The sequence below is a fragment of the Bradyrhizobium sp. SZCCHNS3002 genome (assembly GCF_032377435.1).
Taxonomy (GTDB): Bacteria; Pseudomonadota; Alphaproteobacteria; order Rhizobiales; family Xanthobacteraceae; genus Bradyrhizobium.
In genome coordinates this window covers 362801-387288 of sequence record NZ_JAUHHY010000007.1, presented here as the reverse complement: position 1 = coordinate 387288, position 24488 = coordinate 362801, and the positions used below count along the sequence as shown (strand labels likewise).

Annotated in this window: 21 protein-coding genes; 4 read left to right on the top strand and 17 right to left on the bottom strand. The window is 66.2% G+C overall.

The genetic code is table 11. The features are described from left to right. Positions 1–2: 2 nt before the first annotated feature. Positions 3–1688, bottom strand: a complete 1686-nt coding sequence (locus tag QW845_RS17815; RefSeq protein WP_315802846.1) for a methyl-accepting chemotaxis protein — start codon at positions 1686–1688, stop codon at positions 3–5. 200 nt (positions 1689–1888) lie between these two features. Next, on the bottom strand, positions 1889–3577 hold the full coding sequence (locus tag QW845_RS17810) for a methyl-accepting chemotaxis protein (RefSeq protein WP_315802845.1): 1689 nt from the start codon (positions 3575–3577) through the stop codon (positions 1889–1891). Between the two features lie 222 nt (positions 3578–3799). Between QW845_RS17810 and QW845_RS17805 the strand changes: the two genes are divergently transcribed. After that, entirely contained in the window at positions 3800–3997 is a 198-nt protein-coding gene (locus QW845_RS17805) for a hypothetical protein (RefSeq protein ID WP_315802844.1), read from the top strand. Between the two features lie 170 nt (positions 3998–4167). Here the strand turns inward: QW845_RS17805 and QW845_RS17800 are convergent, their stop codons facing one another. The 4 genes from QW845_RS17800 to QW845_RS17785 all read right to left on the bottom strand — a co-directional run bounded on the left by QW845_RS17800 (position 4168) and on the right by QW845_RS17785 (position 7656). Further along, complete coding sequence (locus QW845_RS17800; protein ID WP_015668557.1) at positions 4168–4401, bottom strand: DUF6894 family protein; 234 nt, start codon at positions 4399–4401, stop codon at positions 4168–4170. Between the two features lie 176 nt (positions 4402–4577). Then, positions 4578–5243 carry a hypothetical protein gene (locus QW845_RS17795; RefSeq protein ID WP_315802843.1) on the bottom strand — a complete coding sequence of 222 codons (666 nt, stop codon included), beginning with the start codon at positions 5241–5243 and terminating at the stop codon, positions 4578–4580. A 114-nt stretch (positions 5244–5357) separates the two neighbouring features. Further along, positions 5358–6344 carry an MDR family oxidoreductase gene (locus QW845_RS17790; protein WP_315802842.1) on the bottom strand — a complete coding sequence of 329 codons (987 nt, stop codon included), beginning with the start codon at positions 6342–6344 and terminating at the stop codon, positions 5358–5360. Positions 6345–6408: 64 nt separating this feature from the next. After that, entirely contained in the window at positions 6409–7656 is a 1248-nt protein-coding gene (locus QW845_RS17785; protein ID WP_315802841.1) for an MFS transporter, read from the bottom strand. A gap of 357 nt (positions 7657–8013) precedes the next feature. On the opposite strand from QW845_RS17785, the gene QW845_RS17780 reads away from it, so the two are divergent. Beyond that, positions 8014–9612 (top strand): L-aspartate oxidase, encoded by a 1599-nt coding sequence (locus tag QW845_RS17780; protein ID WP_315802840.1) that lies wholly within the window; start codon positions 8014–8016, stop codon positions 9610–9612. Here QW845_RS17780 and QW845_RS17775 read toward each other — a convergent pair. The 3 genes from QW845_RS17775 to QW845_RS17765 form a co-directional block, all read right to left on the bottom strand. Beyond that, positions 9609–11090, bottom strand: coding sequence for a cell wall hydrolase (locus tag QW845_RS17775; protein WP_315802839.1), 1482 nt, complete (start codon positions 11088–11090; stop codon positions 9609–9611). The two genes, QW845_RS17780 and QW845_RS17775, sit on opposite strands and share 4 nt — an antisense overlap. A 442-nt stretch (positions 11091–11532) precedes the next feature. Beyond that, entirely contained in the window at positions 11533–14496 is a 2964-nt protein-coding gene (ppdK, locus tag QW845_RS17770) for a pyruvate, phosphate dikinase (protein WP_315802838.1), read from the bottom strand. Positions 14497–14589: 93 nt separating this feature from the next. After that, positions 14590–14745 (bottom strand): DUF3096 domain-containing protein, encoded by a 156-nt coding sequence (locus QW845_RS17765; protein ID WP_012042558.1) that lies wholly within the window; start codon positions 14743–14745, stop codon positions 14590–14592. Positions 14746–14994: 249 nt separating this feature from the next. Between QW845_RS17765 and QW845_RS17760 the strand changes: the two genes are divergently transcribed. Further along, a complete protein-coding gene (locus QW845_RS17760; RefSeq protein ID WP_315802837.1) occupies positions 14995–15348 on the top strand; it encodes a DUF1236 domain-containing protein in 354 nt (117 codons plus the stop codon). A gap of 240 nt (positions 15349–15588) precedes the next feature. On the opposite strand, the gene QW845_RS17755 is transcribed toward QW845_RS17760, so the two are convergent. From QW845_RS17755 to QW845_RS17725, 7 genes are all read right to left on the bottom strand, one after another. Beyond that, on the bottom strand, positions 15589–16182 hold the full coding sequence (locus tag QW845_RS17755; RefSeq protein WP_315802836.1) for a class I SAM-dependent methyltransferase: 594 nt from the start codon (positions 16180–16182) through the stop codon (positions 15589–15591). A gap of 2 nt (positions 16183–16184) precedes the next feature. After that, positions 16185–18392 carry a glycine--tRNA ligase subunit beta gene (gene glyS / locus QW845_RS17750; RefSeq protein WP_315802835.1) on the bottom strand — a complete coding sequence of 736 codons (2208 nt, stop codon included), beginning with the start codon at positions 18390–18392 and terminating at the stop codon, positions 16185–16187. A 233-nt stretch (positions 18393–18625) separates the two neighbouring features. After that, positions 18626–19564 (bottom strand): glycine--tRNA ligase subunit alpha, encoded by a 939-nt coding sequence (locus QW845_RS17745; RefSeq protein ID WP_315802834.1) that lies wholly within the window; start codon positions 19562–19564, stop codon positions 18626–18628. Between the two features lie 129 nt (positions 19565–19693). Continuing rightward, positions 19694–19885: a hypothetical protein gene (locus QW845_RS17740; RefSeq protein ID WP_315802833.1), complete on the bottom strand. Its 192-nt coding sequence runs from the start codon at positions 19883–19885 to the stop codon at positions 19694–19696. A gap of 107 nt (positions 19886–19992) precedes the next feature. Continuing rightward, positions 19993–20895, bottom strand: coding sequence for a S49 family peptidase (locus tag QW845_RS17735; RefSeq protein ID WP_315802832.1), 903 nt, complete (start codon positions 20893–20895; stop codon positions 19993–19995). Positions 20896–21138: 243 nt separating this feature from the next. Next, positions 21139–21903, bottom strand: a complete 765-nt coding sequence (locus QW845_RS17730; RefSeq protein WP_315802831.1) for a tRNA1(Val) (adenine(37)-N6)-methyltransferase — start codon at positions 21901–21903, stop codon at positions 21139–21141. Next, positions 21896–22123, bottom strand: a complete 228-nt coding sequence (locus tag QW845_RS17725; protein ID WP_315802830.1) for a DUF2007 domain-containing protein — start codon at positions 22121–22123, stop codon at positions 21896–21898. The genes QW845_RS17730 and QW845_RS17725 overlap by 8 nt, the downstream gene beginning before the upstream one ends. Positions 22124–22278: 155 nt before the next feature. Between QW845_RS17725 and QW845_RS17720 the strand changes: the two genes are divergently transcribed. Next, positions 22279–23289, top strand: a complete 1011-nt coding sequence (locus tag QW845_RS17720; RefSeq protein ID WP_315717243.1) for a polyprenyl synthetase family protein — start codon at positions 22279–22281, stop codon at positions 23287–23289. A 273-nt stretch (positions 23290–23562) separates the two neighbouring features. On the opposite strand, the gene QW845_RS17715 is transcribed toward QW845_RS17720, so the two are convergent. Beyond that, entirely contained in the window at positions 23563–24465 is a 903-nt protein-coding gene (locus QW845_RS17715) for a 4-(cytidine 5'-diphospho)-2-C-methyl-D-erythritol kinase (protein ID WP_315802829.1), read from the bottom strand. Positions 24466–24488: the final 23 nt, after the last annotated feature.

Sequence of the window (24488 nt, the reverse complement as noted above, 5' to 3'; positions counted from 1 at the left end):
GATCAGGCGGCCCTGACCGACTGCAGGAACGAGGCGACCTCGCGCTTCAAGCGGTCGCTGTCGGTCGCGAGCGACTTGGCGGCGCTCAGCACGTGCGAGGACGCCGAACCGGTCTCGGTGGCGCCGCGCTGCACGTCGACGACGTTGGACGACACCTGCTGCGTGCCATGCGCGGCCTGCTGGACGTTGCGCGAGATCTCCTGCGTCGCCGCGCCCTGCTCTTCGACGGCCGCCGCGATCGCCGAGGAGATTTCCGACAGCTTCTCGATGGTGCCGGAGATGTCGCGGATGGCGCCGACCGATTCCTGCGTTGCCGCCTGGATGCTGCCGATCTGCTGGCCGATCTCGCCGGTCGCCTTGGCGGTCTGCTCGGCCAGGGCCTTGACCTCGGAGGCGACCACCGCGAAGCCGCGGCCGGCGTCGCCGGCGCGGGCCGCCTCGATGGTGGCGTTCAAGGCGAGCAGGTTGGTCTGGCCGGCGATTGAGTTGATCAGCTCGACGACGTCGCCGATGCGTGCCGCTGCCTTCGACAGCTCGCCTACGCGATCATTGGTCTGGCGGGCCTGCGAGACGGCCTCCTGCGCCATCCGCGCCGATTCCTGCACCTGGCGGCTGATCTCGGTGATCGACGACGACAGCTCCTCGGTGGCCGAGGCCACCGACTGCACGTTGGTCGAGGCTTCCTCGGACGCTGCCGCGACCTGGGTAGAAATTTCCTGCGAGCGGGTCGCGGTCGATGACAGTGCGCCGGCGGAGTGCTCGAGCTCGGTCGAGGCGGACGACACCGTCTGCACGATCTCGCCGATCGTCGTCTCGAACTGGCGGGTGATGTTGTCGACGCGGCGGCCGCGCTCGATCTTGGCCTCGGCGTCGGCGGCGGCGCGCTCGTCGGCCTCCTTCTTGGCGATCAGGGCCTCCTTGAACACCTGCAAGGTGTCGGCCATCGCACCCATTTCGGTCGGCTCGCCGCGGTGTGGCACCTCGGCCGAAAGATCGCCCTGCCCGAGCGCCTGCATCGGCCTGATGATCGAGGCGATGCCGGCCGAGACGTCCTGCACGAGGTAGAAGCCGACGCCGATGCCCGCAGCGATCGTCGCGATCAGGATGGTTGCCATGATCCAGAAGGCGCTGTTGTAGCCATCGACAGCCTCCTGAGTTGCCGTTGCTGCGCCCTTGTCGTTCAACTCGATCGCCTTGATCAGAAGATTCTCGGACTCGGCCGACGCAACGCCGGTGCCCCTGAACAGCCCCTCGATGTCATCAGGCAGGCGGCCGACGCTGTTGCGGGAGACATCGAGGACCTTGTCGGCCTCAACCGTGTATTTTTCCCAAGCCTTCTTCCAGGCCTCGTACAGCCTGTGCTCCTCGGGGTCCGAGATCAGCGGCTCATAGGTCCGGATGTCCTTCCTGACGTTGTCGAGCATGGCCGCCATTCGCTTGTCGACGTTCGCCTTGGCCTCCGCCGACAGCGCCATCACGTGGGCGCGAAGTGTGAGCCGGTAGACGTTGATGTCGGCACGCAGCGCCCCGAGCACCCGCACGCTGGGAAGCCAGTTTGTGGCGATGTCGACGGTGCGGACGTTGATCGACTGCATGCTGCGCACCGCGAGCAGGCCAAGCCCTGACATCGCCACCAGCATGAAGGCGATGACCGCGATGATCTTCAGACGAATGGAAAGCCTGGACACGTCCTGATCCTCCGAGGGAAAGCATCTCGCTGTCGGCCGCCTGGAGGGAGGCCGGCTTCCGCGGTGACCGACCGCGCCGCGGTGGAGACGAAAAAGCGGCACCTGCTGGGGAGCAGGGTGCCGCCGATTACCGCAAAGTTCCGTTAATGCTGAACGTCGTATGACTACGGGACGCGATCTAATCCCGCTCGTCGGACAGATCAGGCCGCGCGCACCGACTCCAGGAACGTCGCCACCTCACGCTTCAGCCGGTCGCTGTCCGAGGCCAGCGATTGCGCCGCGGCCAGCACGTGCGTGGAAGCCGTACCAGTCTCGGTGGCGCCGCGCTGCACGTCGACGACATTCACGGAAACCTGCTGCGTGCCCTCCGATGCCTGCTGGACGTTGCGCGAGATCTCCTGCGTGGCGGCACCCTGCTCTTCCACGGCCGCCGCGATCGCCGACGAGATTTCCGACAGTTTCTCGATGGTCGTGGAGATCGCCCGGATGGCGCCGACCGATTCCTGCGTCGCGGCCTGGATACCGGACACCTGTTGGCCGATCTCGTCGGTCGCCTTGGCGGTCTGCTCGGCCAGCGCCTTCACCTCGGAGGCGACGACCGCGAAGCCGCGGCCAGCTTCGCCGGCGCGCGCCGCCTCGATGGTCGCATTCAGCGCCAGCAGGTTGGTCTGGCCTGCAATCGTGTTGATCAGCTCGACCACGTCGCCGATGCGCGCGGCCGCCTTGCTCAGCTCGCCGACACGATCATTGGTCGTACGCGCCTGCTCGACCGCCTCGTTGGCCATGCGGGCCGATTCCTGCACCTGGCGGCTGATCTCGGTGATCGAGGACGACAGCTCCTCGGTCGCAGAGGCAACCGACTGCACGTTGGTGGAGGCCTCCTCGGAGGCCGCCGCGACCATCGTGGAGATCTCCTGCGAGCGCGTCGCCGTGGATGACAGCGCGCCCGCGGAATGCTCGAGCTCGGTCGAGGCCGACGATACCGTCTGCACGATCTCGCCGATCGTCGCCTCGAACTGGCGGGTGATGTTGTCGACGCGCCGGCCGCGTTCGATCTTGGCCTCGGCATCGTGGGCCGCGAGCTCGTCGGCCTCCTTCTTGGCGATCAGCGCCTCCTTGAACACCTGCAGCGTATCGGCCATGGCGCCGATCTCGGTCGGCTCGCCGCGATGCGTCACCTCCGCGCCGAGATCGCCCTTGGCGAGCTCCTGCATCGGCTTGATGATCGAGGCGATGCCGGACGAGACGTTCTGCACGAGATAGAATCCGACGGCGATGCCGGCAATGACGGCCGCGGCAATGATCGATGCCACGAGCCAGATCGCCCGCGAGTAGCTCTCGGCAGCCTGCCGCGTGGCGTTGTCGGCGCCCTTGTTGTTGAACTCGATGTCCTGGATGAAGTATTTGTCGGCGTCGCGCGCGATCGCGGCGGCCGATTTTTCCAGCATTTCGGTGGCTTCGTGCGGGATCTTGCCGACGCTCTTGTTGGATTCGTCCATCACCTGCTTGACCGCGACGACGTACTTCTCCCAGGACTGCACCCAGTTGTTGTAGATCGCACGTTCCTCGGCCGAGGTGATCATCGGCTCATAGGTCTTGCGGTCCTTGTTGATCGTCTCGAGGATTCCGTTGACGCGCTTCTCCGCGGACTGCTTGGTCTCGGCCGTCTCCGACATCACATGCGCGCGCAAGGCGATGCGCAGCAGGTTGATGTTGGCGCGCAGCTCGCCGATCGCGCGTACGCTCGGCAGCCAGTTTTGGGCGATGTCGACCGTGTTGGCATTGATCGACTGCAGGCTGGTGACAGCGAGCACGCCGAGCCCGCACATGGTGACGAGCATGAAGGCGATGACCGATATGATCTTCGTACGGATGGACATTGTTGACACGGAGGACCCCAGCTGACTGCGTGGTTCGGCCGCGTTCTGCCAGCGCCAACGGACGGCCCGAACATTCAGGTCTGCGCTGCGCTGCGCGGTCGAAGGTCAGGAGATCGGCAGACTCCGAAAATTCCGGACCCGCACGTCGTCGCTGACGGAACTCATTGGGCGCGAAACAGGCTTATCGGAGGTTAATGCGGGAACCGTAAGATTACGGACAAACCGCATAAAATGATCATCGTGCGCAACGACGCGGTGCTCCGAAACCGGCCCGCGCTGGACCAGGTCTCCCGATACCGTTGCAGGATTGCGTCGAAGCAGGAGCTTCAAACGGTGCGCCGGGCAAAGGGCGATCACTGCCGCCACCCGCACTGGCAGGCGCCGCAGCTACCGACGACGCTGATCATCGTGCGTATCTATCGGAGATGAGGTGGCCGCGGCACGACGCGGAGCCAGGGCCGAACTCTACCGGGTTGCGGCCGACCCGCCCGGAGTGGACGCAGACTTCATCGAAAGATGCCCCGCACGAGCGATCGGCGCCACGGCAAACCGGACCGGGCTCCGACGGCCCACAACCCAATCACCCGGACAGCCGGACCTCAGCCGACCGCTTCGGACACGAGGCGAATCCGGAACACCGGTTGCTTGGCTTCGTCGAGCAGTTCCATCTGCCACTCGGCCCCCTGCTGCAACGACTTCGAGATCCCACCGATCAGGTCGGAGCAGACAGCCGTCAGCTCGTTCCAGGCGGTTTCCCGGTTGGCGAATTCATAAGGCTGGTCAGCAGCGCCAGAATAGCGGCCCTGGCTGATCCGGAAGAAATAAAGCGACATAACGACCCTTTCTCATGGGCCACCCCCCTGGTCGCAAACTGCACACGAGTCGCTACCGAGGCATGAATTTAAGATTCCGTACGACTACGGCGCAATGACCACTAACGTGCGGTCAGCTTAAAATATTGCTCTATGTTAATAGGGAGCTGGTTTTTCAATGATCGGTGAACTAACAACTAATCGGTCGAGCGACGCAGCTCCGGCGCCGCATCCGACTTCGCGTTATCGGATTTGGTCATCTCAGCCTTCGCGTTTTCGGCCTTGATGTTCTCAGTCTTGGAACTGTCCGCCTTGGCGGCCTTCGCAGCATCTGCCTTCAAGGGTTCAACCTTGCTGCGTTCCACCCGCGGGGTCTCGACCCGCGCCGCGACTTCGGTGTGCGAGCCGTCAGCCGCGGGCGCAGCAGCGCGTGCGCGCGGCCGCGCCACGGCGCGCGCCATCAGCATGGTGGCTCCGCCCTGGTGCTGGAAATCGCAATAGGCGAAGGCGCCCAGCCCGGAGACCGAGCCGCGGAAGCTGCGGTCGTCCTTCTTGTCGAGGTTGAAGCACGGCTCGAACGGCATGCCCTTGATGGCAGCGCAGACATTCTGGCCGCGAATCTGCAGGGTATTGCCGGGCAGACGGATGTGACGCACCGGGCCAGAGCCGGAGAACTGCACCGCGCCGGCGGCGCCCATGTCGTCGAGGATGCGGCCCGCGCCACGGGTGCCGTCGACACAGGTGAAGGCGAACACCTTCCCGGCGACGAATTTGCGGGCCTCGTCGGCGGTCATCGAACCCGCGATCGCGGGAGCAATCACGGCACCGGCAGTCACGGTCCCCAGCAATATACGCGCGAGCATGCATCAAACTCCCACTTAACCCCACGCAGCGGGTAAGGCGGTATCTTTACCCCATGCTTACCATACCAACCATGGCAACAATGGAGCAGCATGGTTTGAAAAGTCTGAACGTCCTCAGGATATTCTTACCACCGTACGGCCGCGGACCTGGCCCGCGAGGATCTGCGGACCCAGCGACGCGACCTGGTCCAGGGCAATTTCGTGAGTGATTTCAGCTAGTTTTGCGCGATCCAGATCGGTCGAGAGGCGCTGCCAGGCCGCCTTGCGCGCCGGCAGCGGGCACATCACCGAATCGATGCCGAGGAGGCACACGCCGCGCAAAATGAACGGCGCCACCGACGATGGCAAATCCATGCCGGCAGCGAGGCCGCAGGCGGCGATGGCGCCGCCATATTGAGTCATCGCCAGCAGGTTGGCGAGCGTATTGGAGCCGACGCTGTCGATGCCACCCGCCCAGCGCTCCTTCGCCAGCGGCTTGGCCGGCCCGGACAGCTCATTGCGGTCGATGATCTCGGCGGCGCCGAGCGACTTGAGATAGTCGGCCTCGGCCAGGCGGCCGGTCGAGGCGATCACGTGGTAGCCGAGCCTGGCGAGCACCGCCGTCGCCACCGAGCCGACGCCGCCGGCCGCGCCGGTCACCACCACCGGCCCGCTCGCCGGCGTCAGCCCGTGCTTCTCCAGCGCCAGCACCGCGAGCATCGCGGTGAAGCCGGCGGTGCCGATCGCCATCGCATCGCGGGCCGACAGCCCCTGCGGCAGGCCGACCAGCCAGTCGCCCTTGACCCGCGCCTTCTCGGCATAGGCGCCGAGATGAGTCTCGCCCATGCCCCAGCCGGTGCAGATCACGGCATCGCCCGGCTTCCAGGCGGAATGGCTGGACTGCTCGACCGTGCCGGCGAAATCGATCCCCGCGATCATCGGGAAGCGGCGCACCACCGGCGCCTTGCCGGTCAGCGCCAGCCCATCCTTGTAGTTCAGCGCCGACCACTCGACCTTCACGGTGACGTCACCGTCCATCAGTTCGGCTTCATCGAACTGCGTCAGCGTCGCGGTCGTTCCCTTGTCCGCCTTGTCGATCCGGATCGCCTTGAACGTTCCCACAGCCGCACTCCCTGCGCTTTCTTCGTCTCACGCCATGTTTAGCCGATCGGATCGGCAGCGCAACTCAGGTCGCGGGAACGGCACGCGCGACCGGCTTCTCGACGATCGGCAGGTTGATCAGCGCCGACAGCACGCCGAACAGGATCGAGAGCCACCAGATCGGCGTATACGAGCCGTAGCGCTCGAACACGACGCCGCCGAGCCAGACGCCGAGGAAGCCGCCGACCTGGTGGCTCACGAAGGCGAAGCCATAGAGCGTGGCGAGCCAGCGGGTGCCGAACATGATCGCGACCAGCGACGAGGTCGGCGGCACCGTGGACAGCCAGGCGAGCCCGGAGACCGCGCCGAACGCGATCGCCGTCGCCGGCGTCACCGGGAACGAGATGAAGGCGAGCGTCGCCAGCGCGCGGGTGAAATAGATGAAGGACAGGATGTAGCGCTTCGGCAGCCGGCTCTGCAGCCAGCCGACGCTGAGCGAGCCAATGATGTTGAACAGCCCGATCGCCGCGATCACCCAGCCGCCGGTCTGCGCCGACAGGCCGCGATCGACCAGGAATGCCGGCAGGTGCACGGTGATGAAGGCGAGCTGGAAGCCGCAGGTGAAGAAGCCGAGTACCAACAGCACGTAGGAGCGGTGGCCGAACGCCTCCATCAGCGCGGTCGTAAACGACTGCTGCTCGGCCTCCGACGGCTTGGCCTCGGCGGCCGGCGGCGTCGCCACGGCTGATGACAGCGGCACGATGAACAGCATCAGGGTTGCGAACACCATCAGCGCGCTCTGCCAGCCGAACTGGTCGATCAGCGCGACGCCGAAGGGCGCGAACAGGAACTGGCCGAGCGAGCCGGCCGCGGTGCCGGCGCCGAGCGCGATGCCGCGCCGCTCCGGCGGCAGCAGCTTGCTGAAGGCCGACAGGATGAGGTTGAACGAGCAGCCCGACAGGCCGAAGCCGACCAGCACGCCGGCGCCGATGTTCAGCGACAGCGGCGAGCTGGAATAGCGCATCATCAGCAGGCCGCCGGCATAGAGCAGCGCGCCGACACAGATCACGCGCATCACGCCGAAACGATCGGCGATCGCGCCGGCGAGCGGCTGACCGAGCCCCCACAACAAATTCTGCACCGCCACGGCAAGGGCGAACACGTCGCGCCCCCAGGCGAACTCACGGCTCATCGGCTGCACGAAGAAGCCGAGGCTGGAGCGCGGACCGAAGCTCAGCAGCGCAATCGCGCAGCCGCACACGATGATGACCACCGGCGTGCGCCAGCTCTGGCTGCGGGACACCGTGCCGAGATCGCCTGCCTGTACCGACATCCGTGTCCTCCCTGCCGCGGTCGCTGTCCGCCGCGCCTCTCCGGTTAATGCATTTGCATTGAACTCCCAAGCTCAAAAGCGGAACCCAGCCATGAAAAATTTCGATGCGGCGGCCAGCCATGAACAGGTGTCATCCGAAGCGAGTTCCAGCGGCGGAACCCGCTCATGCGTCTTTGTCCCGGGGGCGAAACGTCCTGATGCGCGAGTCGCAAACGATGATTCATCCTGCGCGGGAGCGACCTTCAGAACGGCCGCTATTTGTCGCCAAACACCAATAAACAGCGAAGGAAGTCTCTGAAGAAGAACTAACAGGTACCGCGGTACACATGGGCACGGAATGTGGAATTTGGACAGCACATGGACCACGATCAGATCGAGACATCCGGCCACGTCGTGATCGTCGGCGCCGGAGTTGCCGGACTGTTCTGCGCGCTGAAGCTCGCCCCGCAGCCGGTCACGCTGATCTCCGCGACCTCATTGGGTGAAGCCTCGTTCGGCACGACGATGCAGGCCGACATCGCGGCAGCGGTGTCATCCGGCGACAGCCCCGATACCCACGCCGCCGACATGATCGCTGCGGGTGGCGGCCTGGTCGACGCGACGGCTGCGCTGGCGCTCGCGCGCGATGCTTCGGCCGCGATCGAGGACCTGGTCCGCCTCGGCGTGACATTCGATCGTGATCACGGCGGCAGGCTGGCGACGTCTCGTGCGGCTGCGCACGCCGCGCGACGGATTCTCAGCGTTCGCGGGGACTTCACCGGACAGGCGATCATCACCGCGCTGTCGCAAGCCGTGCGCGCGACGCCCTCGATCCGCATCATCGAGGGCCACGTCGCCGACGCGCTGCTGACGGAAGACGGCGCGGTGCGTGGCCTGCAACTGCGGCCGACCGATGACGACGCGGCCGCGCCGATGCTGATCGCAGCGCCGGCAATCGTGCTGGCCACCGGCGGCATCGGCCGGCTGTTCGCGGCGACCACGAATCCGCCGCACGCCACCGGCATCGGTCTCGCCATCGCCGCGCGCGCCGGTGCGGTGATTGCCGATCCGGAGTTCGTGCAGTTTCATCCGACCGCGATGATGACCGGTCGCGATCCGGCGCCGGTTGTGAGCGAGAGTCTGCGCGGCGCCGGCGCGATCCTGGTCAACCGGCGCGGCCAGCGCTTCATGCTGCCGCGCCATCCGCTGGTCGATCTTGCCCCGCGCGACACGGTGGCCCGCGGCGTCATGGCCGAGATCATCGCCGGACGCGGCGCCTTTCTCGATGCGCGCGACGTGCTCGATGACGACGTCGCCGAGCGCTATCCGATGCTGCATCGGGCCTGCGCCGCCGCGGGGCTCGATCCGACCCGCCAGCCGATTCCAGTGGCGCCGGCGGCGCATTTCCACATGGGCGGGATCGCGGTCGACGCGCGGGGCCGCAGCACGATCGAGGGGCTCTGGGCGGCAGGTGAAGTCGCCGCGACGGCAACGGATGGCGCCAATCACATCGCCGGCAACGCGCTGCTCGGCGCGCTGGTGTTCGCCCGGCGGATTGCCGACGACATCTCCGGCCGGACGTTCACCGCCTCCTCCACCCTGCAGCACGTTGCGTTCGCCGATCCGGCCGGATCCTGTGCGGGCGCTGCGGAGGTGTCGCTGCGCGAGATGATGACGAGCCAGCTCGGCGTCATCCGCGACGAGGAGCGGCTGGCCGAGGCCATCGCCGCGATTGCCAGGATGGAGCGCGACGCCGGCAGCCCGAGGCTGCGCAACATGGCGAGCGCCGCGCTGCTGATCGCCACCGCGGCCTGGAGCCGGCGCGAGAGCCGCGGCGCGCATTGCCGCGCCGATTGCCCGGCCGAGAATCCGGGCTTTGCGCAGCGGACGATGACGACGCTCACGGCGGCGCGCGAAATCGCCGACGAGCTCAGCGCGCGGCCGACGGTGCGCCTGCCACGCTCGCTCAGCGCCTAGCGCCGCGTCCAGTTCGGATTGATCTCGGCCTCGCTCTTGGCGGCCTCGGTGAGCTCGGCCGAAATGGCCGCCGTCTGCTGTGGCGTGCCCCAGCTCGGCGCGTCGCTGCCGTCGCCCCACTTCTTCGGCCGGTAGAAGGTGTGGACGCCGAACTTGTACATCCGCTTCATCTCGGCGACCCAGGATGGCCGCACCCAATAGGCATGATAGTGGGTCGACTTGCCAACCTCCGGCAGCCAGATCTGGCCGTCGAGCATGGCCTTCGCGATCTTCCTGGCGCGGTCCCACATCTCGGGCTCGCGAATGACCTCCGGATTGTTGTCGCAGGCGAAGGTGAACTGGCAGGCGAAGTGGCGGTATTTGTTCTGGTAGACGACGCCGCACACCGTGGTGGGATAGTAGCCGGAGAACGCCCGGTTCAGCACGACCTGCGCCACGGCCATCTGGCCGCGCACCGCCTCGCCGCGGGATTCGAAATAGACCGCTTCAGCGAGGCACTTCTCGGACTTGAAGCGCGCCTTCTCGTCGGTGAGCCCCAGGCGTTCAGCCGGAGTCCTGTCGCGCTGATTGTCGGCGTTGACCTCGCCTTTCGGCGCGATGCTCTCGCCGCCATCACCGGCCTTGGCAGCATCGTCGGCCGGCTGTGACAGCACCGCCATCGGCTTGAGGTCCGGATCCGGCATCACGATCAGCGGCGCCTCGCCCGGCAGCCATGTCTCCATGGTGCCGGCAGCACCGCCCAGCGACGACGTGCCGAAATAGAGATTGGACGTCTTGACGTTGAGGCCGTCATAGCTGACGGCGCCGTCCACCAGGATCTGATCGGTTGCAGGCTTCAGCTCGCCCGAGGGCTGGATCTCGGACTTCGTCGCGTCGTATTGCGCGAGCGGCGGCGCGCTCAGCGCCTCCTGCAATTCGGGATCGAGTGCAGCGCGCTGCGGGAGCGGCGCCTGCGCCGGCGCTTCCGTCGTCTTGGCGCCGAACACCGAGGAGTTCGAATCGGGCTGTGTCGATGGCGTTGGCGCGGGCTCGGACGGCGCGGGCTCGACGGGCGCGGCCGATTCGGTCGGCTGCGCCGACGGCGTCGGCGGGCGCACGACGAGACGATCGCCCTTCAGCGTGCGATCGACCTTGGGAAAGTCGGAGGCTTGGTAGCGCGGCGGAACCTGCAGCACCGGATTGCGCGGCGTCGACCCGGTGATGTCGAGGCCGCGGCCATCGAGGCTCGCGAGGCGGATGCTCCCCGCCTGCGGCGCCGAGGTTCCGATCGGACGGCCGAAACTGTAGGTAGCGAGCTGAATGGAGGCCGCAGCCGAGAACACGCGCTTCTGCCAACGCTCGGCGACGCCCGGCTGGCGGGCGAGCAGAGAAGCGATGTCTTGATACCCGGTCTCTGTCGGCATCAGAGCGAAGACGCAGAGACCGAGTCCGAAGGACGCATATCGCGCGCCCTTCGGACCGGGACGCAGAACTAACATCGGTACGCTCAACGCAACGCTTACTGGATCGACCGAACAACAGTGCTTCCGTGCAATTCGATCTTCTCTCTTCGTATCGGGTTTAGGTTGCCGAGGAGTTAATCCGCGTTGCAATCGTGAGACAGGCAAGCGGGGAAGTTGCAGAGCGTTTTGCGATCGATATGTGTGGTAAACAGCGCGCCGACGAGAACGGTGAACATTCGGTCAACGAACGCGGTGAATGAAAATCATCTGCGCATAATTGACGGCGGCGGAGTGTTCCATCGGACCTGCGCCGTTGCTCTCTCCACTCGTCATTCCGGAGCGCCCCCAGAATGACGGCAGTGTTGGAGAAGGAGTGCAGCTTGCGTCACGTGTGCGCCCCATGGTGACGAACCCTCAGCAATGAAAAAGGCCGGCAACATGTGCCGGCCTTCATCAGATCAGATCGATCGCAGCAAGATCAGGCCTGGCTCGCGATCTCCTTGCCGAGCGCGGATTGCGCGGCGGCGAGGCGCGCGATCGGCACGCGGTAGGGCGAGCACGAGACGTAGTTCATGCCGACCTTGTGGCAGAACGCCACCGAGGCCGGATCGCCGCCATGCTCGCCGCAGATGCCGACCTTGAGCGTGGGCCGCGTGGCGCGGCCGCGCTCGACGCCGATCTTGACCAGCTCGCCGACACCCTCGCGGTCGATCGAGATGAACGGATCGATCTCGAGGATGCCCTTGGCGACGTAGGCGCCGAGGAAGCTGCCGGCGTCGTCGCGGCTGATGCCGTAGGTGGTCTGCGTCAGATCGTTGGTGCCGAACGAGAAGAACTCGGCGGCTTCCGCGATCTGGCCGGCCATCAGCGCGGCACGCGGCAGCTCGATCATGGTGCCGACCTGGTACTCCAGCTTGGCGCCGGTCTCGCGGATCACCGCCTGCGCCATCGCGTCGATGCGCGCCTTGACCAGATCGAACTCGGCCTTGGTCGCGATCAGCGGCACCATCACCTCGAGGCCGACGGCCTCGCCGGTGCGCTTCTCGGCCTCGACCGCCGCCTCGAAGATCGCGCGCGCCTGCATCTCCGCGATCTCCGGATAGGCGATCGCCAGGCGGCAGCCGCGGAAGCCGAGCATCGGGTTGAACTCGGAGAGCTCGCGGGCGCGGTCGGCCAGGCGACGCGGATCGGTGTTCATCGCGCGCGCGACTTCCTCGACCTCGGCCTGGGTGTGCGGCAGGAACTCGTGCAGCGGCGGATCGAGCAGACGGATCGTGACGGGAAGCCCCTTCATGATCTCGAACAGCTCGACGAAGTCGGCGCGCTGCATCGGCAGCAGCTTGGCGAGCGCGGCGCGGCGCTCCTGCTCTTCCTCGGAGAGGATCATCTCGCGCACCGTGCGGATGCGCGTCTCCTCGAAGAACATGTGCTCGGTGCGGCACAGGCCGATGCCCTCGGCGCCGAACTTGATGGCGGTGCGCGCATCCTCCGGGGTGTCGGCATTGACGCGCACGCCGGTCTCGCGCACGGCGTCCGCCCAGCCCATCAGGGTGCCGAACTCGCCGGACAGCTCCGGCTCGATCATCGGCATGCGGCCGGCCAGCACCTGGCCGACGGAGCCGTCAATGGTGATGACGTCGCCGGTCTTGAAGGTGCGCGAGCCGATGCTCATCGTGCCCCGGCCGTAGTCGACGCGGATCGTGCCGCAGCCGGAGACGCAGGGCTTGCCCATGCCGCGCGCGACGACGGCGGCGTGCGAGGTCATGCCGCCGCGCGTGGTCAGGATGCCCTCGGCGGCATGCATGCCGTGGATATCCTCCGGCGAGGTCTCGATGCGGACCAGGATCACCTTGCGACCGTCGGCCTGCAGCTTGGTGGCCTCGTCCGAGGAGAACACGATCTCGCCCGAGGCCGCGCCCGGCGAGGCCGGCAGGCCGGTCGCGACCACATCGCGCTTGGCGGCGGGATCGATGGTCGGGTGCAGGAGCTGATCGAGCGAGGCCGGGTCGACGCGGAGCACGGCATCGTTCTCCGAGATCAGGCCCTCATTGGCGAGCTCGACGGCGATGCGCAGCGCCGCCTTGGCGGTGCGCTTGCCGCTGCGGGTCTGCAGCATCCACAGCTTGCCGCGCTCGACCGTGAACTCCATGTCCTGCATGTCACGGTAGTGCTGCTCGAGCAGCGTGTAGATGCGGGTCAGCTCCTTGAACGCGTCGGGCATCGCGACTTCCATCGACGCCTTGTCGGAGCCGGATTCGACGCGGGCATCCTCGGTGATGTCCTGCGGGGTGCGGATGCCGGCGACGACGTCCTCGCCCTGCGCATTGATCAGGAACTCGCCGTAGAGCTTGCTCTCGCCGGTCGAGGGATTGCGGGTGAAGGCGACGCCGGTGGCCGAGGTGTCGCCCATGTTGCCGAACACCATGGCCTGGACGTTGACGGCGGTGCCCCAGGATTCCGGGATGTCGTGCAGCTTGCGATAGGTCACCGCGCGCGCGTTCATCCAGGATGAGAACACCGCGCCGATGGCGCCCCAGAGCTGGTCATGCGGGTCCTGCGGGAAGTCCTTGCCGGTCTCGGTGGCGACGGCTTCCTTGTACTTGCCGACCAGCATCTCCCAATCCTCGGACGAGAGATCGGTGTCGAGCTGATAGCCCTGGGCGTCCTTGAAGCTGTCGAGGATATCCTCGAAATGATGGTGCTCGAAGCCGAGCACGACATCCGAATACATCGTGATGAAACGGCGATAGCTGTCGAAGGCGAAGCGGCGATCGCCCGACAGCGACGCCAGCGCCTCCACCGTCTGGTCGTTGAGACCGAGATTGAGCACGGTGTCCATCATGCCCGGCATCGAGGCGCGGGCGCCGGAGCGCACCGAGACCAGCAGCGGGTTCTCCGGATCGCCGAATTTCTTGCCGGTCAATTTGCCGATGTAGTCGAGCGCCTTGTCGACCTGCGACTGCAGCTCCTTCGGGTAGGTCTTGTCGTTGGCGTAGAAGTAGGTGCAGACCGAGGTCGGGATGGTGAAGCCCGGGGGCACCGGCAGGCCGAGATTGGCCATCTCGGCCAGATTGGCGCCCTTGCCGCCGAGCAGATCGCGCAGGCCGGCCTTACCTTCGGCCTTGCCGTCACCGAAGGTGTAGACCCACTTGTTCGGCTTGATCGCGGTGGCCGCGCTCTTGGCCGGGGCCTTTGCCGCCGACGCCTTCGCAGCCTTGGCGACCGGCCTGGCAGCCGTTTTGGCCGGCTTCTTCGGAGCGGTTTTCACCGGCGCCTTCGGTGCAGACCTGGGCGCGACCTTGGCCGGGGCCTTGGCAACGGGCTTCGACGCCGTCTTGAGCGCCTTGCGCGGCGGAGCGAGTGCTGCGGTCTTGGCCTTACCCGGCTTGGAAGGCTTTGATTTCGCTGTAACTTTCTTAGACTTCGCTACCGCTTTGGCCATGAGGTGCTTCGATCCGCAAATGGGAGGAGAAATCGCGCGCCTTACACCACTTTGGGCGCTGCGGCGCAAGCTCGGGGGTTCCCGACCTTGGGACTAGAAGTGCAGCCACTTCAGCAGGCCCATGCCGATCAGGCCGTTCAGGATGAGGAAGATCGCAACGATCAGGTTCAGCAGGCGCGGCATGATCAGGATCAGGACGCCGGCGATCACGGACATGATCGGCGAGATATGGGCAACGGTCAGGGTCATCGACGAGCTCTGATTGATTGAAGGACGAGGCTGGGGCGATTCGATTTGGCCGGACTTTATCCTGGCCCATCGTGGCGGAATAGGAGACGCACGGCACGAGTTCCGGTTCCCCCACCACCGGATCTGCCGCAAAAATGCCGCCGGTTCCACGGTCCGCCGCGCGGAACGATGATCTGTTGCGGGCATTGGGAAGCAGGTGCCGGCACGCGCCGGTCTCTCTCAGCGATCAACAGCTCAGGAGTCCCGTCCATGCGAACCCATCTCACCCTTGCTGCCCTCGTGGCCGCAGTCGTGATTCCGGCGACCGCACAGGCGCAATCCTACACGACGGGCGTCGGCCGCAGCGTCGTGGTCGAGGACGACGCTCCAGTGATCACGGTCGAGCGCCGGCCGGAGTTTCGCGAATATGTCGTCCGCGAGCGCGTTCCCAACTATGTGATCCCCGATCGCGTAGTTGTTGGCGCCGTGCTTCCGGAGTCCGGTGTTACATATTACGACGTTCCGCAGCGCTTCGGCGCGACACCTTACCGATACACCGTGGTGAACGGCGAAACTGTTCTCGTCGAGCCGCGATCCCGGCGGATCATTCAGGTGGTTGAGTAGTTATAGAGCTGCATTTGGTCGCCAACGCCCCCGCAAGCGGCCAGATGTAAAAGGCCCTGCCCGGTTCCCCCCGCCGGGCGGGGCTTACTTTTGTGGGATACCGCTTCTGGTCGTCATCGCGAGCGCAGCGACGCGATCCAGGCGCCACACAGACAGTCTGCCGTCGGAGCCCCTGGATTGCTTCGGCGCAAGAGCGCCTCGCAATGACGAGCCAGAGGATGCAGCGCGGCGCGCCTGCACTCAACCGGCCTTCTTCACCACCATGCGGTGAATGATCTTGCCTGAGGACTTACTGACGACCTGCTTGTCGAGCAGCGTCGTATCTCCTGCAAAGACCGCGCGGATGGTTGCGAGGTCGACCACCGCATAGAGCCGGCCGTGCCCATCGCGCTGATCGGCCTGCTCCGTCACCCGCCAGCTCAAATACAGGACGCCACCGGGCTTCGTGATCGCGCGCATCCGCCGCACCGACGGCACCACGTCGCTGCGATCGAGATGCATCAGCACGGTCTCGCACAGCAAATTGTCGAAGCTTGCATCCGCGATGCTGGCGAGGGCAGGCAGTTCGGCATGCGTGAACGACGCGTTCGGATAGCGCGTGCGGGCTTCAGCCAGCAGTCCCTCCGACGCGTCGAAACCTTCCGCAGGATACCCGTTGGCATTCAGCCAGCCGACCTCGCGGCCGCTGCCGCAGCCGATGTCCGCGGTGCGGCCACCGGACACGAAGCAGCGCCTGATGATGGCGTGGAGATCGGCCGGCGCCGGCTGCGCATGCCAGTCGGCCGCGAACGCCGCCGCCTCACGGTCATAGGCGGCGAGCGTCGGGTGGTCCATCCTCAGCCCTCGATCTTGGAGAAGTCCGCGACCGCGCGCGTAGCGCTACGGATCTCGTTCAGCAGCCTGAGTCGGTTCTCGCGGATGGCTGCGTCGTCGTCGTTGACCTTCACCTTGTCGAAGAACGCATCGACCGCCGGACGCAGCTTCGCCATGGCACGCATCGCCGCGGCGAAGTCCTCCTTGGCGACGGCGGCGCCCGCTTCCGCAGCGACCTCGCCGATCGCCTTGGCCAGCGCCTTCTCCTCGTCGAGCTTGTAGAGCGCGGCATCCGGCGCACCCTCGAACTTGCGCTTGTCCTTCTTCTCCTCGATGGCGAGGATGTTGGAGGCGCGCTTGGTGCCAGCGAGCAGGTTCTTGCCGTCGTCGCTGTCAAGGAACTTGCCGAGCGCCTCGACGCGGCGGACGACCATCAGCAGGTCATCCTGCCCGCCGAGCGCGAACACGGCGTCGACGAGATCGTGGCGGGCGCCCTGCTCGCGCAGTTGCACCTTGAGGCGGTCGGCGAAGAAGGAGAGGAGGTTAACGGCCCTCTCATCCAAGAATCGCCCACCGAAAGAAACCTCACTGCGGTGTCCGCCGCTAGCAATCGCTCCAATGGTGATGCCAAGTTTTTTTGAGGCCTCGTCTCGAGCCTGTATATCCCGCATGACATTGGCGAGATCTATCTTCTCAAAAAGCGGACTAACAAGAGTACCAATTGATATGCGAAGATCGCTTTCCAAGACTAGCCTGATCACGCCCAGCGCCGCGCGCCGCAGCGCATACGGGTCCTTCGAGCCCGTCGGCTTCTCGTCGATCGCCCAGAAGCCGACCAGCGTATCGAGCTTGTCCGCGAGCGCCACGGCCACCGCGACCTTGTCGGTCGGCACACGATCTCCCGGCCCCTGCGGCTTGTAGTGCTCTTCGCAAGCGGCAGCGACCGACGCATCTTCACCCTGGGCCAGCGCGTAGTACTTGCCCATCAGCCCCTGCACTTCCGGAAACTCACCGACGACCTCGGTCAGCAGGTCGGCCTTGGCGAGCTTGGCCGCACGCGCGGTCTTCGCGGCATCGGCGCCGACAGTAGGCGCGATCTCGGCTGCCAGTTTCTCGATGCGGGCGATACGCGCGGCCTGCGTCCCCAGCTTCTCGTGGAACACGATCTGCTCGAACTTCGGCAGCCGGTCCTCGAGCTTCGTCTTGAGGTCGGTCTCATAGAAGAACTTCGCATCCGACAGCCGGGCGCGGATGACGCGCTCGTTGCCGGCGATGATGGTCTTGCCGCCGTCGGTCGCCTCGATGTTCGCGGTCAGGATGAATTTTGGCGCGAGACCTCCGGTCTTGGGATCGCGGACCACGAAGCATTTCTGGTTGTTGCGGATGGTGGCGCGGATCACCTCGCCGGGGACCTTCAGATACTCCGGATCGAACGATCCCATCAGCACCACCGGCCATTCGACCAGGCCCGCGACCTCATCGAGCAATACGGGGTCCTCGACCAGCTCATAGCCTTGCGCAAACGCGAGCTGCTTGGCGTCGGTGACGATGGTGTCCTTGCGGCGGTCAGGATCGAGCACGACCTTGGCGTCGAGCAGCTTCGCCTCATAATCCTCGAAGCGGCGCACCGAGATCGGCGCGGGCGCCATGAAGCGGTGGCCGAACGTGGTCTGTCCCGCCTCGATGCCGTCGACCGCGAAGCTGATCACGTCGGGCTCCTCGGTTTCCAGGCCGAAGGTCGCGGTGATCGCGTGCAGCGGACGCACCCAGTTCAGCGCGCCGGGCTTTTCCGAGCGCTTGCCCCAGCGCATCGATTTCGGCCACGGGAATGTGCGCACGATCACCGGCAGCATCTCGGCGAGCACGTCGAGCGTGGCGCGGCCGGGCTTCTCGATCAGCGCGACGTAGAAGTCGCCCTTCTTCGGATCGCGCTGGATCGTGGCCTCCTCGATCGAGGACAGGCCGGTTGCTTTCAGAAATCCCTGGATCGCCGCGTCAGCGCCGCCCACGCGCGGACCCTTGCGCTCCTCTTTCAAGTCAGCCTGCCGCGCGGGAATGCCGTGCACGGTCAGCGCCAGCCGCCGCGGCGTCGCGAACGCCTTGGCGCCTTCATAGACGAGCCCTTCGGCGACCAGCTTGTCGGTGACCATGCGGCGCAGATCGTCGGCCGCCTTGGCCTGCATGCGCGCGGGGATTTCTTCGGAGAACAGTTCGAGGAGAAGGTCGGGCATGTCTCAAGTCTCTCTGCACGAAGAACCACCTTCCCCTGGAGGGACAGGCCATCGCGAATTGCTAAACTCGTGGAAAGCAGCTTGCCTCCCACCGTCCTTCGAGACGCCCGGCGAAGGCGGGCTCCTCAGGACGAGGTCTGATTTTGCGGCGAGATCCGAAAGACCCTCATGGTGAGGAGCGCCGCAGGCGGCGCGTCTCGAACCATGAGGCCCCGGACGCAGCCGCGTTCGTTCTAACCAGCGCCCGCCCCGCCCGCTTCCGTATGCAGCCAGGCCTCGCCGCAGGCCTTGGCGAGCTCGCGGACGCGCAGGATGTAGCTCTGGCGTTCGGTGACGGAGATGACGCCGCGGGCGTCGAGCAGGTTGAAGACGTGGCTGGCCTTGATGCACTGGTCGTAGGCCGGCAGCGCCATCTGGTGCTCCCGGCGATTGCCGTCACGCCAACCGGCGTCGAGATATTTGCGGCAGGCGCCCTCGGCCATCTTGAACTGCTCGAACAGCATGTCGGTGTCGGCATGCTCGAAATTGTGCCGCGAATATTCGCGCTCGGCCTGCAGGAAGACGTCGCCATAGGTGACCTTGGCGTCGCCGTCGCGGCCGTTGAAGTTGAGGTCATAGACGCGGTCGACGCCCTGGACGTACATCGCCAGGCGCTCGAGGCCGTAGGTGAGCTCGCCCGCGACCGGCGCGCATTCGAAGCCGGCGACCTGCTGGAAATAGGTGAACTGCGACACTTCCATGCCGTCGCACCAGCACTCCCAGCCAAGACCCCAGGCGCCGAGCGTCGGGCTCTCCCAGTCGTCCTCGACGAAGCGGATGTCGTGCACGGCGGCGTCGATGCCGATGGCGCCGAGCGACTTCAGGTACAATTCCTGAAGGTTCGGTGGCGACGGCTTCATGATCACCTGAAACTGGTAGTAGTGCTGCATCCGGTTCGGATTCTCGCCGTAGCGGCCGTCCTTCGGCCGCCGCGACGGCTGCACGTAGGCGGCATTCCACGGCTTCGGCCCGAGCGCGCGCAAGGTCGTCGCCGGGTGGAAGGTGCCGGCGCCCATCTCCATGTCGTAGGGCTGCAGGATCACGCAGCCCTGCTCGGCCCAGAACCGTTGCAGGGCCAGGATGAAGCCCTGGAACGAACGTTCGGGGCGCATGTGCAGAGGCAGCGAGTCCATCGTCGGTATCGGTCTTTCGCAGGCGTCGGAAAAGCGCGCGGACCGTATCGGCGGGGCCATCAGGAATCAAGGCAATAGGGCCCTCGAAACGACGGCGACGTCCCGTCGTTCGAAGGTCGGCGGAGCGTGTCAGCCCGGCCGGTAGGCGCCGGTGACGGGATCGCGGCGCAGAGTCTTGATCTCGGCGGCCCGCGCGGCCTCGGCGACGCGTGACAGCCGCGCCTCTTCGAGCTCGCGGTTGATCTTCTGCGCGGCCTTGTAGGCCCAGCGAACCACGGCTAGCCCGCCCAGCATACCCGCGAAAGCAACGAACGGCGGCATTGGTCGATCCTCGTTCATGAACAGAGCCACCCCGATTCCCATTGTCGCCGATCCCGGTTCCCCCCGCAATCGGATTGCGAGGGGCGAAATGGCGCGCCCCCCGGGTTCTAGAACCCGAAACGAGCCCAGATCGCCCGGGTTTCGACCGCGGAGATCAGCTCCTCCGCTAGCCCGGTCCAACCGATCCCCAGGCTCCCGGCGCCTGCCGCCCGCCGTCCGAGCAGCCCGGACAGCAGGCCGCCGGCGGGCGCCACCACGGGCATAGCGACCTTGTCGCCGAAGCGGGCGCGCAGCACCGCGCGGAGGTCGCCGATGGCGTCCGCCAGCCCCAGCGTGACGGCGCTGTCGCCGGCCCAGTACTCGCCGGTGAACAGCACATCGTCGGCGCCCTTCAGCCGGGTGGTGCGGCTCTCCTTGACCAGCGAGATGAACAGCGCGTGGATCTCGCGCTGGATCTTCTTCAGCCGCGCCACGTCGTCGGGATTCTCCGGCAGGAACGGATCGAGCATCGCCTTGTGCTCGCCGGCGGTATAGAGCCTGCGCTCGATGCCGATCTTCTTGATCAGGTCCTGCAGCCCGAACGAGCCGCCGACCACGCCGATCGAGCCGAGGATCGAGGACGGATCGCAGAAGATCTCGTCGCCGGCGCACGCAATCATGTAGCCGCCGGACGCCGCGACATCCTCGACGAACACCAGCACCGGCAGCTTCTTCTCCGCCGCGAGCTGGCGGATGCGCAAGTAGATCTGGCGCGACTGCACCGGCGAGCCGCCCGGCGAATTGATCACCAGCGCCACGGCCTTGGCGTTGCGCATCGAGAACGCCCGCTCCAGCACCTTGGCGACGCCCGCGAGCGTCAGCCCCGGCCGCAACGGCGTCACCGCGCCTATCACGCCGGACAGACGGACGACCGGCACCACCGGGACGCCGCGCAGCCGCGCCGGAAGCAGCGCCTTCAGCCGATCGAATAGCCCGGCTGCATCGCTGGGTTGTGTCAAATTGTCCACCATTCAGTTACCTCGGATTTACCATTTTTTATCGCGCCGCTGCCATCCAAAGGGCTGGAACGAGCCTTGCAATGCCCTGGGCAATTGCACGGCGAGCACAAGGTGCAGAGTGCGGCGGAGGAATACATGAAGGTCTACCTGTTGATGCTGCTGATCGGTACTCTATTGACTGCGATCCGTTTCACGACGGTAACCGAACGCCAGTCGGAAGCTCAGACGCAATAACGCCCGACCACGATCAACCGTTCAGGGGGTGCTCAAGGCCAGCGCCCCCTGCCCCGACAGCACGCGCACGGCCTCGTCATTCGGCACACCTGCCACCTCATTCAGCACCACTCCGGCGAGAATCTGGGTCGGCGCCCGCCCTCCCTTAACGGCCCGGACCAGGATACGGATCGCCGGCTTGCCCGCCTGGCCATGAACCGGTTGAACGGCAAGACTGCCGAAGCCGCGCGCCAGCGCCGCGACCACCTCGCTCAAACCATCGGCCCGCCAGATCAAGGTCAGCACGCCGCCGGATTTCAGCATCCGCCGCGCGGCATGCGTCCAGATCTCCAACGTCGTCGCCGTTGCCATGTGCGCGGTCGCGCGCGCGGCGTCGGGCGAGGCACGGTGACGGGCAACATCGTGGAACGGCGGATTCATCAGCACGACGTCGACACTATCGGGCCCGAGCCCTGCGGCAGCGAAAGCAGCCGCGTCCGCGGCGACGTCCAGCGCCACGACCTCCGCCGGCAACGCATTGGCGCGTGCGTTGTCGCGCGCGAGCCGCGCCAGATCCGGCTCGCGCTCGACCAGCGTCAAGCTGAGACCGCCCACGCGCCGGGCCAAGGCCAGCCCGGCCGTCCCCACGCCGGCACCGAGATCGACCACGCGATCGCCCGAACGCGCGGCCGTCGCCGCCGCCAGCAGGATTGCGTCGTGGCCGGCGCGATGGCCCGTCGTGGGCTGCCGCAGCCGCAATTGGCCGCCGAGCACGGCGTCCTCCGAAATGTCGACAGCGTCACTCATCAGGGCGCAGTTCATGCGCCAGACCGGCGTCGGTGAGAAGCCGCCGGGCCTGGAGAATGTCGTCCTCATGCACGAGGATCCGCCGCGGCAGGATGCCGAGCGAGCCCTCGATGATGCTCATGTTCTGATCGAGCACGAGGTGATGGATGTCGGCGCCGTCGAGCAGCGCCCCTATCGCCGAAACCAGCACGATATCATTGGTCCGAACCAATTCCTTCAATCGTTATGTCTCCATGCGGGCCTGGGTCAAGAAGGGCTTGGGTCAAGAAGAAGGCTTGGGTCAACAAGGCCTGGGTCAAGGTTCCGTGTCTGCCCTTGCCGCCTGCGGCCGCAGTTTCTATTGTCGTTTCGAGCATAGCAAAATCGGAGACCAGAGTGGCGGTTATCGTACCTTTCGAGAGTCCATCGGGAGCCTCCATCGATGGGCTGGTCGCGCTGGTCGCAGCCGACATGGAACGGGTCAACGCTACGATTTTGTCGCGCACCGGGTCGGACGTCACGATGATCCCGGAGGTCGCAAACCACCTGATCTCCTCCGGCGGCAAGCGGCTGCGGCCGATGCTGACGCTGGCGATGGCTCATCTCACCGACTACACCGGCGACGGTCACGTCAAGCTCGCCGCGGCCGTCGAGTTCATGCACACGGCGACGCTGCTGCATGACGACGTGGTTGACGAGAGCGAAATGCGCCGCGGCAAATTGTCCGCGCGCATGCTGTGGGGCAACGAGGCCAGCGTGCTGGTCGGCGACTTCCTGCTCGGCCAGGCGTTCCGCATGATGGTCGAGGTCGGCTCGCTGCGCGCGCTCGACATTCTCTCCGCCGCTGCCGCCACCATCGCCGAGGGCGAGGTGATGCAGCTCGCCGCCGCCAAGAACACCGCCACCACCGAGGACGAATATCTCGCCGTGATCCGCGGCAAGACCGCCGAGCTGTTCGCCGCCGCCTGCGAGGTCGGGCCGGTGCTCGCCGATCGGCCCAAGGCCGAGCAGACCGCCTCGCGGTCCTTCGGCATGAATCTCGGCATCGCCTTCCAGCTCGTCGACGACGTGCTCGACTATGGCGGCAAGGCCGCCAAGCTCGGAAAGAATGTCGGCGACGATTTCCGCGAGGGCAAGATCACGCTGCCGGTGGTGCTCGCGTTCCGCCGCGGTAGCGACAGCGAGCGTGCCTTCTGGATCAAGGCGCTGGAGCGCGGCGAGATCAGCGATCACGATCTCGACCATGCGATCGGGCTGATGAACAAGCACCGCGCCCTGGAGGACACGATCAGCCGCGCGCATCACTATGGCGCGATGGCCGTCGATGCGCTGGCGCTGTTCCCGGCCTCACCGATGAAGACCGCGCTGGAGCAGGTGGTGGCGTTCTGTCTGGCCAGGTCGCATTAGTTGCTTCTAGCGACTGCGGTGCTCGTGAATGCGCCCTCGCCCCCAAGGCGAAGCGAAGCTTCGCCAGGGTGGGAGAGGGCATCGCCGGCCCATCCACGTGCTCGGCTGGGTGAGGGGTATTTCTCCGCGAACATCGCGCGTGCGGAAGCATACCCCTCACCCAACCGATCTTGTCGCTCCGTCCTAAATGCCCTCTCCCACCCTGGCGAAGCTTCGCTTCGCCTTGGGGGCGAGGGCGCTGTATTGGGCACTCGTTTCGCAGATGCTGATGAGTTAGCTCAGCGTTCCCGCATGCACCCACCATTCGGGATGCGCGGCGGCGATCGCGGCGCCGGCGGCCTTCGCGTCGGCCTTGCTGCCATAGATCGCAAAGCACGTCGCGCCGGAGCCCGACATCCGCGCCAGCAGCACGCCCGCGCTCGTGCGTAGCGCCTCGAGCACGGTGCCGATGATCGGCTGCACCTTCAGCGCCGGCGGCTCGAGGTCGTTGCGCACCTGATCGAGTGCATCGACCCAGCCGCCGACCGAGGCTCCAGCCTTCGGCCAGGACGGCGCGGTGAGAACATCCGTCACCCCGATCAGCAGATCGCCCGGCTTGAGACCAAGCGCCTGGAACACGTCCTTGGTCGCCACCGGCACGCGCGGATTGATCATCACGCAGGGCAGGACGGGAAGCGCGAGCGGCTGCAGGTTCTCGCCGACGCCCGTCATGGTGCAGGCGCGCGAGGGCACGCAAACCGGCACGTCGGCGCCGGTCTTCAAGGCCACCGCCGCGAGGCGCGGGTCGTCCAGGGAAAGGCCATTCAGTTTCGCCAGCAACCGCAGCGCCGCCGCCGCATCGGCGGAGCCGCCCCCAATGCCCGCCGCGACCGGCAGCACCTTCTCAAGGGTGAAGGCGCCGAGCTTCAGGCCGGGAACGGCCTCCGCCAGCAGCCGCGCCGCCTTCAGCACCAGATTGTCCGTGGTCTCGCCGCAGGCGTCCGCCAGAGGACCGGTCGTCGTCAGCGTCAGCTCCGGGCCCGGCACCAGCGTCAGCTGGTCCGCGCAGTCGGCAAAAGCAACGACGCTTTCGAGATCATGATAGCCGTCGACCCTGCGGCCGACGACCCGCAGGGTCAGATTGACCTTGGCGCGCCCTTGCTCCTGCAGCGCGCCGGTGACCGTGGACGCCAACATCAGCGCAATGCCCCCAGCATGTT